11 protein-coding genes are annotated in these 13,097 nt (G+C 63.8%); 6 read left to right on the top strand and 5 right to left on the bottom strand.

The window, feature by feature from the left end; genetic code table 11:
* Positions 1-79 precede the first annotated feature (79 nt).
* Genes lpdA through DKB74_RS15880 form a run of 3 tightly spaced genes read left to right on the top strand, consistent with a single transcriptional unit; the run spans position 80 to position 2,792 of the window.
* Positions 80-1,471, top strand: coding sequence for a dihydrolipoyl dehydrogenase (gene lpdA, locus DKB74_RS15890; RefSeq protein ID WP_109809163.1), 1,392 nt, complete (start codon positions 80-82; stop codon positions 1,469-1,471).
* Positions 1,472-1,499: 28 nt separating this feature from the next.
* Positions 1,500-1,985 (top strand): DUF2314 domain-containing protein, encoded by a 486-nt coding sequence (locus tag DKB74_RS15885; RefSeq protein WP_109809162.1) that lies wholly within the window; start codon positions 1,500-1,502, stop codon positions 1,983-1,985.
* A 45-nt stretch (positions 1,986-2,030) separates the two neighbouring features.
* Entirely contained in the window at positions 2,031-2,792 is a 762-nt protein-coding gene (locus DKB74_RS15880; RefSeq protein ID WP_109809161.1) for a hypothetical protein, read from the top strand.
* Between the two features lie 3 nt (positions 2,793-2,795).
* On the opposite strand, the gene DKB74_RS15875 is transcribed toward DKB74_RS15880, so the two are convergent.
* Positions 2,796-3,476 (bottom strand): YoaK family protein, encoded by a 681-nt coding sequence (locus DKB74_RS15875; RefSeq protein WP_109809160.1) that lies wholly within the window; start codon positions 3,474-3,476, stop codon positions 2,796-2,798.
* 79 nt (positions 3,477-3,555) lie between these two features.
* Here DKB74_RS15875 and DKB74_RS15870 point away from each other — a divergent pair, with 79 nt between their 5' ends.
* Positions 3,556-4,188 carry a trimeric intracellular cation channel family protein gene (locus tag DKB74_RS15870; RefSeq protein WP_109809215.1) on the top strand — a complete coding sequence of 211 codons (633 nt, stop codon included), beginning with the start codon at positions 3,556-3,558 and terminating at the stop codon, positions 4,186-4,188.
* 3 nt (positions 4,189-4,191) lie between these two features.
* On the opposite strand, the gene DKB74_RS15865 is transcribed toward DKB74_RS15870, so the two are convergent.
* Both DKB74_RS15865 and sppA read right to left on the bottom strand, forming a co-directional pair.
* Positions 4,192-4,746, bottom strand: coding sequence for a GNAT family N-acetyltransferase (locus DKB74_RS15865; RefSeq protein ID WP_109809159.1), 555 nt, complete (start codon positions 4,744-4,746; stop codon positions 4,192-4,194).
* A complete protein-coding gene (sppA, locus tag DKB74_RS15860; RefSeq protein WP_109809158.1) occupies positions 4,743-6,635 on the bottom strand; it encodes a signal peptide peptidase SppA in 1,893 nt (630 codons plus the stop codon). Before sppA ends, DKB74_RS15865 begins: the two co-directional genes overlap by 4 nt.
* A gap of 331 nt (positions 6,636-6,966) precedes the next feature.
* Here sppA and groES point away from each other — a divergent pair, with 331 nt between their 5' ends.
* Together groES and groL are read left to right on the top strand one after the other, a co-directional pair.
* Complete coding sequence (gene groES, locus DKB74_RS15855; protein WP_109809157.1) at positions 6,967-7,254, top strand: co-chaperone GroES; 288 nt, start codon at positions 6,967-6,969, stop codon at positions 7,252-7,254.
* A gap of 55 nt (positions 7,255-7,309) precedes the next feature.
* A complete protein-coding gene (gene groL / locus DKB74_RS15850) occupies positions 7,310-8,956 on the top strand; it encodes a chaperonin GroEL (RefSeq protein WP_109809156.1) in 1,647 nt (548 codons plus the stop codon).
* A gap of 114 nt (positions 8,957-9,070) precedes the next feature.
* On the opposite strand, the gene DKB74_RS15845 is transcribed toward groL, so the two are convergent.
* Positions 9,071-10,639: an alkaline phosphatase D family protein gene (locus DKB74_RS15845; RefSeq protein WP_109809155.1), complete on the bottom strand. Its 1,569-nt coding sequence runs from the start codon at positions 10,637-10,639 to the stop codon at positions 9,071-9,073.
* A 69-nt stretch (positions 10,640-10,708) separates the two neighbouring features.
* Positions 10,709-12,895: a TonB-dependent receptor gene (locus DKB74_RS15840; RefSeq protein WP_239987557.1), complete on the bottom strand. Its 2,187-nt coding sequence runs from the start codon at positions 12,893-12,895 to the stop codon at positions 10,709-10,711.
* Between the last annotated feature and the right edge of the window lie 202 nt (positions 12,896-13,097).

Below are 13,097 nucleotides of genomic sequence, written 5' to 3'. Positions count from 1 at the left end.
CCTGTCGAAACCCTGCTCTTCCCGAACGGTGGCAAAGAAGTACGGCCCTTCGACAAGCTCAGGGCAAACGGAGCGTGAGATGGCAGAATATGACTATGACGTCCTGGTGATCGGCGCCGGCCCCGGCGGCTATGTCGCGGCGATCCGCGCGGCACAGCTGGGGCTCAAGACCGCGTGCGTCGAAAGCCGCGCGACGCTGGGCGGCACCTGTCTCAATGTCGGCTGCATTCCTTCCAAGGCGCTGCTCCATGCGTCCGAATATTTCGATGCGGCGGCCAATGGCGCGATGGCCAAGATGGGCATCAAGGTGAAGCCCGAACTCGACCTCGATACGATGCAGGGCCAGCGCGTCGATGCGGTCAAGGGACTGACCGGCGGCATCGAATTCCTGTTCAAGAAGAACAAGGTGACCTGGCTCAAGGGCCATGCGACGTTCGAGGACGCCCACACGGTCAAGGTCGGCGACGACAGCCACAGCGCGGAGAATATCGTCATTGCCACCGGTTCGTCGGTGACGCCGCTTCCGGGTGTCGAGATCGACCAGAAGGTGGTGGTCGATTCCACCGGCGCGCTCGAGCTGGATAAGGTGCCGGGCAAGATGGTCGTCATCGGCGGTGGCGTGATCGGCCTGGAACTAGGCAGCGTGTGGCGCCGCCTGGGCGCCGAAGTGACGGTGGTCGAATATCTCGATCAGATCCTTCCCGGCTTCGACGGCGATGTCCGCAAGGAATCGGCCAAGATCTTCAAGAAACAGGGCATGATTCTCAAAACCGCCACCAAGGTGACCGGTGTCGAGGTGAAGAAGGGCAAGGCGACGGTCGCCATCGAACCCGCCAAGGGCGGCGAAGCGGAAACGCTGGAAGCGGATGTCGTGCTCGTGTCGATCGGGCGCAAGCCGAATACCGACGGCCTGGGGCTCGACAAGATCGGGCTGGAAACCAACCAGCGCGGCCAGATCGAAACCGACCATCAGTTCCGTACCAAGGTCGATGGCGTCTGGGCGATCGGCGACGTCATTCCCGGCCCGATGCTAGCGCACAAGGCCGAGGACGAAGGCATTGCGGTTGCCGAGAATATCGCGGGCCAGACCGGCATCGTGAACCATGATGTCATCCCGTCGGTCGTCTATACCTGGCCCGAGATCGCCGGGGTCGGACTGACCGAGGAAGCGGCGAAGGAACGGGGCGAAGTGAAGGTCGGCAAATTCCCGATGCTCGCCAACAGCCGTGCCAAGACCAATCACGAGCCCGACGGCTTCGTGAAGGTGATTGCCGATGCCAAGACCGATCGCGTGCTCGGCGTGTGGTGCATCGCTTCGGTGGCAGGCACGATGATCGCCCAGGCGGCACAGGCAATGGAGTTCGGCGCGACCAGCGAGGATATCGCCTATACCTGCCATGCGCATCCCACCCATTCCGAAGCGATCAAGGAAGCGGCGATGGCGGTGACCGGAAAGCCGATCCACATCTGACGGGACGCCTTCGGGGGAGGGGAGCGGCATGCGCGCACGCCGAACGGGATTGCTGGCCGGGGCACTGTTCGTGGCGTTGGTCGCGGTTTTCCCCGTACAGGCGCAAAAATCGGCGTATTATGTTGCCGCCGACGATCCGATGATGGCGGCTGCGGAAAAGCGGGCAGTTTCAGAACTGGACGATTTCTTCGCGCTCCTTGCCTTGCCCCGCTCTGGCGAGAGCGCGTTCAAGATCAAGTTCGACCTAAGTCGCGGTGGTGCCGACGGCGATGTCGAATTCATCTGGGCTGAGGTTGTACGGCACGTCGGCACGCAGACCGAGGCGGTGCTCGCCAATGATCCGATCCATCCCGGCTTTGTGCGCGGACAGAAGGTCGTGGTCGAGGATCGCTGGATCGACGACTGGTCCTACTGGCAGGATGACGTGTTGCACGGGGCCTATACCATCCGCGTCCTGCTCGACCGGATGCCGGCAAAGGACGCAGCGGTGTTGCGGCACGGCTATGGCTGGTAGCGCGGCGGGTATCATCCGGGCCCGCACGATGACGGTTCGGGGCGAATGCGCGACGACGCGCTGACGCTCGGCGCGGTAGCCGCCGGCGCGGCCTGCGTCGCGGCGTTCGCGCATGAAAGCGTCGGCCATGGCGCCACCTGCCTGATCGAAGGCGGGCGGATCACCTTGCTGACCACCACCTTTTTCGGATGCGATGGCGGCGGCGTCGCCACGCTGCTGGCCGGGCCGCTGATCTGCCTTGCCACCGGCCTGCTGGCACTGGCGATCCAGCGACGGCTGATGTCGGCGGCGGGGCGCTATTTCTGCGCGATGCTGGCAGCGTTCAGCCTGTGCTGGTTCGCCGCCGGGTTCGTCTATGCGCCGATCGCCGGGCATGGCGATCATGCGGCCATCGCCGATATGCTGGGCGCGCCGGATATCTGGCGGGTCGCTTCGCTGATCGCCGGGATCATTCTCTATGGCGTGTTTCAGCCCCTGATGGTGCGCGGATTTCGGCGTATCGCCGCGCGCGACGATGCTCCCGGATATCTGGCGCGGCGCGTGGCGATCGGCCATGTCGCGGGCGCGCTGGCGCTGGCGCTGGCAGGGCTTGGATTTCAGGCTTCGCCGATATTGGCGGCGTTGCAGGGATTTCTCGCGATCGGGCTTGCCGCAGTGCCGATGTGGCTCGCGCTCGCCAGCGTCGCGCGCAGCCGTCAACGCCTGGGCGCCGCTGTGCCGCGCAACTGGACATGGATCGCGTCGATGAGCGCGATATGGGCCATATTCGTACTGGTGCAGGGCACAGACCTGCTGGGCCGCGCCTGAGCGCTATTGCGGAGGCTCGACGACCTGCCGCACCTTGGCCTGTCCGGCCCTTCCGATCAGCGCGGCAATCCCGGTCAGCACCGCCGCGGCGACCACCGCCAGCCACAATGCGTGCCAGTGCAGATTCGCCTGCGCCTTGGCGCCGAGCCACACGCCGCCGATGAAACCCAGCCACAGGAACAGCCACGGTCCCCAGGCCAGGCGATCCTTGTCACCCATCAGCGCATGCGCGAGCTTCTGCCCGATGCGGACGATCGACCCGGTCATATAGGTGACGCCGATCGTCACTTCGCCGTCGCGCTCGAACATGCCGTTTTCGGCGCCCATCGCCGCGGCCAGCAGCAACAGCACCTGCGCGCCGGGATACACCATCGCCAGCCCCGCCGCAGCGATCAGCAGCGCGGTGACCAGCGCCAATATTGCCGGCTGTCGCCATTTCTCCCATGCCCGGCCGACCACCGTGGCCAGAATGACGCCGGCGATGAAACACATGATCAATGCCAGCGCCATCACGCCGTTACCGACCATGCCGCTGCCAAGCTCGACGCCCAGACGTGTCGTATTGCCGCTCATGAACGAAGCGAAGAAGCCGCCGAAGCTGGTATAGGCCAGCGCGTCGACGAAACCGGCGAGCGCCGCCAGCGCGACGGCGAGGGCGATGAAGCGGGGTTCGGTGCGAGACATGCGCGCCTACATGGACCCTCGACCCATGGTTCGCCACCCCCCGATTTGACGCGGGCGCATGGAATTCTATGGGGAGCCCATGGATGTTCCCGTTCCCGGCTATATCGGTCCGATCCTGCCCTGGCTCGACTTGTTCGGTATCGCCGTTTTCGCGGCGACCGGCGCGTTGGCGGCGGCGCGGCGCGGGCAGACCTTCGTCACCGCGGCGTTTTTTGCGCTGGTGACCGGGGTTGGCGGGGGTACGATCCGCGACTTGCTGATCGATGCACCGGTCTTTTGGGTGCATGACCGCAGCGTCGCGGCGATCTGCCTTGGTGCGGCGCTCGTCATCTGGTTCACGCCGGAACGCTGGTGGCATGGCAAGGGCTTCGACTGGCTCGATGCGATGGGGCTCGCCGCCTATGCGGTGTTCGGCGCGGCCAAGTCGCTTGGCTATGGCATTCCGCCGGTGCCGGCGATGGTGATGGGCGTGGTGACTGCCTGTGCGGGCGGCATCATCCGCGACATGATGGCGGGTGAGCCGTCGATCCTGATGCGGCCCGAACTTTATGTTACAGCTGCAGCGCTATCCTCATCACTTTATGTTATGCTGTCGTTCACGCCGTTGCTGCCGTTCGCGGCGGGTCTGATCGCGGCGGCAGGGGGATTCGCATTGCGCGCGGCTGCGATTCAGTGGCGGCTGGCGCTGCCCTCCTATCGCGGCAAGCGCTGAGCGCTAGTCGAGGCGGACGCCGGTTTCGCGAAAGCTGCGCACCGTCGGCGCCGGGACGGTGGAGGCGTGCAGCGGGCGTTGCCAATATCCGACATCGACCCATTGGCCGAACTTGTAACCGGCCCTGGGAAACAGGCCCGCTTTCACGAAGCCGAGTGCCTCGTGCAGCCCGACCGATGCCGGGTTGGGCAGCGCGATCACGCCCATTGCCTGCGTAAAGCCCTGTGCCGTCAGCGTCGCCAGCAGCGCGCTATAGAGGCGCTGACCCAGCCCGCTTCGCTGCATCTGCGGCGCCATATAGATGGTGGTTTCGACGACATGGCCATAGGCGGCGCGTTCGCGAAAGCGCGCTGCATAGGCATAGCCGAGCACTGCCGCCGCATCGCTTTCGAGTATGATCCACGGATAATAGCCGTCGCTGGCCGCCATCCGCCGCCGCATCGCTTCGGCGTCGGGGACTTCGGTCTCAAAAGAAACGAAGCCATCGGCGACGTGCGGCGCATAGATGGCGGCGACCGCCTCTGCGTCGCGCGCCTCCGCCGCCCGGATTCGCGTCATCCCAGCAGGCGGGCGAAGAACAGTTCGATCAGGCTTCGCCCATGCGGTTGCACCTGCACCAGCCCCGGTCCGGCAGCGACGCATTCCATGCAGCGGGCCTGAATGGCTGCGCCCCCGGTCATGCGCTGCGCATCGAACACCGCCTGTTCGACCAGCGCGCGCTGACGCGTGGCGATGCGCGTCGCGAGATCCGCTCCGGCGGGGCTGCTCACCCAGTCGTTGTCGGGCTCTTCCTCGCCAAGCGATTCGAAGAACTGCACCCAGCCATTGGGCTCGTCATGCAGGAACACCGGATAGACGCTGTCGGCATCCACACCGGCGCGGCGCGCGGCCTCCGCGATGGCGTCGTCAAGGCCGCCGAAGCGATCGACCAGACCATTTTGGCGCGCGATGCCGCCGATCCACACGCGCCCCTGGCCCAGGCTGTCGACTCGTTGCGGCGACATGCGGCGCGACGTGGCGACCAGCGTGATAAACTGGCGATAGCCATTTTCGATTGCCGCCTGGATCACCTGATCGGCAGCCGGGTTGGTGCCGCCCATCACATCGGGCTGGCCGGTCAGCGGCGTGGTCGCGACGCCATCGGTGGTGACGCCCAGTTTCTTGAGCGTGTTTTCGAAGGTCGGGATGATGCCGAAAATGCCGATCGATCCGGTGATCGTATTGGGCTCGGCAAAGATCACATCGCCTGCGGTCGAGACCCAATAGCCGCCGCTCGCGGCGAGCGACCCCATCGACGTGACGACGGGAATGCCCTGCGCCTTTGCCTGCAGGATCGCCTGCCGGATCTGTTCGGATGCCAGCGCCGATCCGCCGGGCGAATCCACGCGCACGACCAGCGCCTTGAAGTCATGATCGGCCAGCCCCTTGAGCAGCAGGCGCGAGATCGTATCGCCGCCGGCAGTGCCCGGCCCGGCTTCGCCATCGACGATTTCGCCCGCGATGGTGATGACGCCGATCGCGTTGCCGCGGCTGGGTTCGGGATGCGCGGCGATCCAGTCGCGCATATGGATCATGTTGAAATTGCCCGCGCGGCCATCGGCTGCACCGACCAGTTCGGCAACCCGCTTGCCGAACGCGATGCGGTCGCCGACCTTGTCGACCAGCCCATGGGCGAGATTGGCCTGCGCGATATCGCCCTTGGCCGCCGTGATCACTTCGGCGGGGGTGTTGAGAAACAGGTCGATCTTGGCTTGCGGCCGTGCCTTGACCACCGCTTCGCGCCATTGCGACAGGATGGCGCCGTACAGTGCCTCGTTCGCCTGGCGCGCTTCGGGCGACATGTCGGCGCGCGTATAGGGCTCGACTGCGGACTTGTACGTGCCGACGCGATAGACATGGGCGTTGATGCCCAGCTTGTCGATCAGCCCCTTATAGTAGAGGCGCGAGCCGCCGGGGCCGGCGAGCAATGCGCCACCCATCGGATTGACCCATACTTCACTGGCATTGGCCGCGATCAGATAGGAATCATCGGTATAGCCGGTGGCATAAGCGAGCACTTTCTTGCCGCCCGCGCGAACCCGGCCGACTGCGTCCGCGACTGACTGGACCGCGACCGGATAGCCGCCGACGAACCGGTCGAGATCGAGCACCACGGCCTTGACTCGATCATCGTCGATCGCGGTGTCGAGTGCGCGCACGACATCGCGGACGCGCGTTTGCTGAAGCACTTCGCGACCGCTCAGACTGCTCAGCGGATCGGCTTGTTCGGGTTGCTCGACCAGCGTGCCGTCGAGCGCGATTACCAGCGCGCCGTCATGCGTCGCGGCGGCGTTGGGACGCGCCGACAGCGCCATGAACAATATGGAGAAGAACAGAAGCATGAAGACCAGGACAAGTGCGTCCTTGATCCCGACCAATATCTTCCAGGCGCCCTTGATCAGCTTCACCGGCTACTTCCCTATCCCGCGGATTGCGGCGTCGTGCCTATCGCACCGCCGTGCGGGCGTAAAGCGCCTGTACTGGCGACCTAATACGCGTTCGTCCCATGGCGAGAGGCATGGGCACGCGCTTTGTCGTGACGGTGCATCTTTCCCCGGGGGGGCGGGGGTTGCGGAACGGTGTCGCGCTTTCCAGCTCTGGCGAAGGTCGCTGCGAAAAAATTCTCTGCCGCCGCCCGTTGACGCGATCGGGGCGGCATCACATATGGCGCCTGTTAGCACTCGGTTCGAATGAGTGCTAAAGCAATGTACAACATTAGGAACTGAAGGGATCAGACGCATGAACTTTCGTCCGTTGCACGACCGCGTGCTCGTTCGCCGCGTCGAAGCCGAGGAAAAGACCGCTGGCGGGATCATCATCCCCGATTCGGCCAAGGAAAAGCCGCAGGAAGGCGAAGTCGTCGCCGCCGGTGCCGGCGCCAAGGCCGAGGATGGCAAGGTCACTCCGCTCGACGTGAAGGCGGGCGACCGCATCCTGTTCGGCAAGTGGTCGGGCACCGAAGTGAAGGTGAACGGCGAAGACCTGCTCATCATGAAGGAAAGCGACATCCTCGGCATCGTCGAGTGACTCGCTGACCGTTTTTCGAATTATCTCCATTCACACGAACTGAAAGGGCAGTCACATGGCAGCCAAGGACGTGAAATTCTCGCGTGACGCACGCGAACGCATCATGAAGGGCGTCGACATCCTGGCCGACGCGGTCAAGGTCACGCTGGGCCCCAAGGGCCGCAACGTCGTCATCGAAAAGAGCTTCGGTGCGCCCCGCATCACCAAGGACGGTGTGTCGGTCGCCAAGGAAATCGAGCTCAAGGACAAGTTCGAGAATATGGGCGCACAGATGGTGCGCGAAGTGGCCTCGAAGACCAACGACGTCGCCGGTGACGGCACGACGACTGCGACCGTTCTGGCGCAGGCGATCGTCCGCGAAGGCATGAAGTCGGTCGCGGCCGGCATGAACCCGATGGACCTCAAGCGCGGCATCGACCTCGCCACCACCAAGGTCGTCGAGGACATCAAGAGCCGTTCGAAGCCGGTTTCGGGCACCAGCGAAGTCGCCCAGGTCGGCACCATCTCGGCCAATGGCGACAAGGAAGTCGGCGAGAAGATCGCCGAAGCCATGGAAAAGGTCGGCAAGGAAGGCGTGATCACCGTCGAAGAGGCGAAGGGTCTCGATTTCGAGCTCGACGTCGTCGAAGGCATGCAGTTCGACCGTGGCTACCTCAGCCCCTATTTCATCACCAACCCGGAAAAGATGCAGGTCGAACTCAACGACCCGTATATCCTTATCCATGAAAAGAAGCTGTCGAACCTTCAGTCGATGCTTCCGATCCTCGAAGCGGTGGTCCAGTCGGGCCGTCCGCTCCTCATCATCGCCGAGGACATCGAAGGCGAAGCGCTCGCAACGCTCGTCGTCAACAAGCTGCGCGGCGGCCTGAAGGTTGCTGCGGTCAAGGCGCCGGGCTTCGGTGATCGTCGCAAGGCGATGCTCGAGGACATCGCCGTCCTGACCAAGGGCGAAGTCGTCAGCGAAGATCTGGGCATCAAGCTCGAGACCGTCACGCTGAACATGCTCGGCACGGCGAAGACCGTGACGATCGACAAGGACAACACCACCATCGTCGACGGCGCTGGCGATGCGGATGCCATCAAGGCCCGCACCGAGCAGATCCGTCAGCAGATCGAACAGACCACCAGCGACTATGACCGCGAAAAGCTCCAGGAGCGTCTCGCCAAGCTCGCCGGCGGTGTGGCCGTGATCAAGGTCGGCGGTGCGACCGAAGTCGAAGTGAAGGAACGCAAGGATCGCGTCGACGACGCGCTGCACGCAACCCGCGCAGCCGTTGAAGAAGGCATCGTCCCCGGCGGCGGCACGGCGCTTCTCTATGCTACCAAGGCGCTGGAAGGCACTTCGGGCGAGAATGAAGACCAGACCCGCGGCATCGACATCGTTCGCAAGTCGCTGACGTCGCTGGTTCGCCAGATCGCCGCGAATGCGGGTCATGACGGTGCGGTCGTTTCGGGCAAGCTGCTCGACCAGACCGACACGTCGTTCGGCTTCAACGCCGCGACCGACACGTACGAAAACCTCGTGACTGCCGGCGTGATCGATCCGACCAAGGTCGTGCGCACCGCGCTGCAGAACGCAGCCTCGGTCGCCGGTCTGCTCATCACGACGGAAGCGACCGTCGCCGAGCTGCCGGAAGACAAGTCGGCTTCGGCCGGCGGCGGCATGCCCGACATGGGCGGCATGGGCGGCATGGGCTTCTAAGCCACGCCGTTCGCGCTTTCGCGAAACAGGAAGGGCCGGCGGAGCGATCCGCCGGCCCTTTTTGGTTTTCCGGGCAATGGCGACCGCGATCGCTATCGCTATCGACCGTCGCAGCTATGCAAGTCCGGGGCGGCCATTTTCGACGGTTGCGCTGTGAAGTATCGACAGTGCGGCGTTGCGATCGGCGCGGTCGCTGATCTTCATGCAGTCGACCGCAAGCCGCTCGCGATTGAGGTCGAAACGCATATAGCCGCGCTCGCGCGAATCGAAGAAGCGGATCTGCGGGTTGTCGGGCATTGCGGCTTCGTAAAATTGCTGCGGCGGTCCGCTGGACGTGATCGAGGAAACCACGAATTCGGCGGCGACCGGCGGCTGGTCGACGCGGTTGAAATCGCGATAGAGATTGTTCGTCCAGAACGAATGATAATCGCCGGCCAGCGTCACGGGATTGGAAATCCCGGTCTCGACCATCGCGTCGATCATGCGCTGGCGTGCGGCGCCGAATCCGTTCCAGGAATCGGTCCAGATCACGCGACCGGCCGGGGTATCGAACAGCATCGGCGCGACCAGCAGATTCTGCACCAGCAGGTTCCACTGCGCGCGGCTGTTCGCCCAGCCGTCATAGAGCCAGCGCTCCTGGGTGAAGCCCAGAAAGGTGCGCGACGGGTCGGTCAGATCGGCGCAGTCGATCGGCGCCATATGGCCATGATAATTATCCTGGCCTTCGATGCAGGCGGGCGGCGACCGGAACTGGCGGCCATCGAGCATGTCGAATTGCGCCAGGTCGCCCCAGCGCATCCGCCGATAGATGCGATAGCCATCGCCGCGCAGCACGCGCGACAGCCGCATCGGCAGATTTTCGCAAAAGGCGCGATAGGCGGCGCGGCGACGTTCGGCGAATTTCGCAGGCGTCAGTGCCGGTTCCTGCGACCAGATGCCAGAATAGTCATTCTGCAGCTCGTGATCGTCCCAGATCGCGATCGCCGGCGCTGCGGCATGGAGCGCGCGCAGATCCGGATCGGTGCGATGCAACGCATAGCGGCGGCGATAATTGGACAGCGAGTCCGCTTCCGGCAGGCCGTAGGAGCGAATGATCCCCGGCCGATCGCCCGGCATCCGCCCGGCATTTTCATAGATATAGTCGCCCAGAAACAGCGTGAAGCGGCTGTCTTCTTCCGCTGCCATGTGCCGATAGGCGGCGAAATAGCCATATTCCCAGTGCGAACAGCTTGCTGCGGTAAAGCGCACCGATTGCGGCGTCGCCTGCGCGGCGGGTGCCGTCCAGGCGCGGCCGGTGTCGCTGTTCACGCCCTGGGCGATGAAGCGATACCAATAGGGACGATCAGGCTGCAGCCCGTCGACTTCGATATGGATCGCGCCGCCAAGGGCAAGCCGGGTCCGGGTTTCGCCGCTCCGCACGATCGCGCGGAATGCCGGGTCAGCCGCGACCTCCCATTGCACGGGAAGTCCCTCGATTGCGCCGCCCAGACCGTCTTCGGCCAGCGGATCGGGCGCGATGCGCGTCCAGATGACAAAACCGTTGGCGGCCGGATCGCCGCTGGCCACGCCGAGCGAGAAAGGGTCGCTTGCCGCAAGGCTGCGTCCGAACAGCAAAAGCGCCGGGGCAATGCCGGCGCTTCGCAGAACAGCACGACGGTTGGTTGAAAATAGCGGGGAAGCCATTGCTCACCTCCGAAAAAGAAGCGGCAGCGTGGCGAAAGCGATGCTCCCGCCACGCTGCCGGTCCCGGGTTCAGTAAACGTAGTTCAGGCGAATGCCGACGGTACGCACGGGATTGGTCGACACGGTGCGCGCCGAAATGAACCGGTTGCGCGTTTCCTGCACATAGGCGTCGAACAGATTGCGGACGTAGAGGGTGACCTGAAAACGCTCGTCCGGCGGCGAAATCGTCAGATTGGCATTGGCCAGCCAGAAGGCCGGGATCACCGACAGGTCCGACGTGCTGTAGCGGTCGCCACGGCGGTTCCAGTTGATTTCGGGCGTCACTGCCCAGTTCGCGACCGGCAGGCGCCATGAGATCGCGCCCTTGTAGTCGAGGCCCGGCAGCGGCAGGCGTTCGCCGGCACGATCGACATAGGTGATCGTGGTTTCGCCGGTCACCGGATCGGTGACGGCGGTGCTGGGGGCCATGAACTCGTCAAAATGGCCGATCTTATAGGCGACCGACTGGCTGATCTGGAGGCCGTCGACCGGAACCGCCGTGATTTCCAGCTCGCCGCCCCAGATATTGGCACGCGGCACATTGACGATGCGTCCGACGCGGGTGTTCGCGCCGGTATAGATGACGCCCTGAAGCTGATAATCGTGATAGTCGTAATAGAAACCGGCGGCGTTCACGCGCAGGCGATTGTCCAGAAACTCCGATTTGACACCGACTTCATAGGCGATCAGCCATTCGGGGTCATAGGGGTCGAGCTGTTGGGGAATGCCGCTGTTATAGGTGGTGAAGCCGCCCGACTTCACGCCGCGGGAGATGCTGGCATAGGCATGTGCGTCCTGTGCCACTTGCCAGTCGAGCGCGACCTTGCCCGACCATTCGTTCATTTCCCGGCGCGGATTTGCGCTGGCCCGCAACGTATAGGTGGGCCACAGGATTTCGCTGCGGAAATTGTTGAGCCTGCGAACCTCATGCTCGAAGCGGACACCGCCCGAAAGCGTCAGCGACGGCGTCAGATCCTGTTCCAGATTGACGAAGCCCGCCAGCGTATGGACGCGCTGCTGATAGCTGGTTTTCCAGATGTTGCCGAGCGACGGATAATCCGAAAAGTCGGAATAAAAGCCGCCATCGACTGACTCGGCGGCGTAATAGGTGCCGAGCAGCCAGCGGGTCGCGCCGCTCTGCGGTGAGGCCAGGCGGACTTCCGCGCTGTCGATATCGATATCGTTGAAGAAGAAGGTGCCGGCTTCGTTCGAGGCGGTGCTGTCCCAGTCATTGAATTCGCGCCGTTCGAAATGGCGATGCGCGGCAATGGCGGTAAGCGTGGACCAGCCGAAATCGCTGGTCAGGCGGATCGAGCCGCCATAGCCGGTATTGTCGCGAAACGGCTTGGCATTCGGGCTGGCGCCGATGATGCTCGCAAATTCGGACGAAATGCCCCAGCCGGTGATGCGGTGATCGGTGTCTGCGGGGTAAAAGCGGCCGCTGGCGTCGGTGAAATCCTGAAGCAGCTGGAGACCGCGACCGTCTGACTTGTTCCGGCTGTAATCGCCTTCGAAATCGATACGGGTCGCTGCGCTGGGATCCCAGCGCAGCCGTACGCGCGCTGCATTCTGATTGCGGTCGCCCAGTTCTTCGCCGGTGTCGCGATTGACCTGCCAGGCGCCGCCCTGCGCAGTCATCACCGCCAGCCGCGCGCTCAGCGTATCGCTCAAACCGCCGGTGACATAGCCCTGAAGGTCGAAGGCATCGAAGCTGCCATAGCTTACGCCGACACCGGCATGGAATTCATGGCTCGGGGCACCGGTGACGATATTCACGGCACCGCCGGTGGTGTTGCGGCCATAGAGCGTTCCCTGCGGACCGCGCAGAACTTCGATGCGATCGATGTCGAACATCACGTCCTGCGTCATCACGCCATAAGTCAGCGGCACTTCATCGAGATAGACGCCGACGGTGTTGGTGTTGTTGGCCGCATAATCGGTGCCGCCGACGCCGCGCATGCGGAATTGCGGCTGGCCGCCGCCGAACTGCTGATCGATTTCCAGGCTGGGGACGCTGTTTTCCAGGTCGGATACGGTCTGGATATTGCGATTTTCCAGCTGGTCGCCGCCGATCACCGTCAGCGCGGCGGGAACGTCCTGCTCGGTCTGTTCGCGATGCTGCGCGGTAACGACGATCTCGTCGATGCGCGATCCATCCTGATTGGTCGAAACACTGGCATCCTGTGCCAGGGCGGGTGCGGTGATTCCGGCAGCCACGGCAAGCGCGCAGCAGGAAAGGAGCAAACGCGTATGCGTTTGCGACAGCAAAATTCGGTACATTGCGACCCCGTTTTCTTTGTTATTGCGCCCGCCAGGAAAGGGGGCGACCCAGGTTCGTCCGGGCTCGCGTCCGCTAGGGCCCAAAGATGACGGCAACGCTTCGGGATGTTGAAGCTTTGATGTCAGTCGCGATATTTCG

The organism is Stakelama portus (assembly GCF_003171655.1).
Classification (GTDB): Bacteria; Pseudomonadota; Alphaproteobacteria; order Sphingomonadales; family Sphingomonadaceae; genus Sphingomonas; species Sphingomonas portus.
Note: the sequence above shows the minus strand (reverse complement) of the source record. Positions and strands in the feature narration are given on the sequence as shown.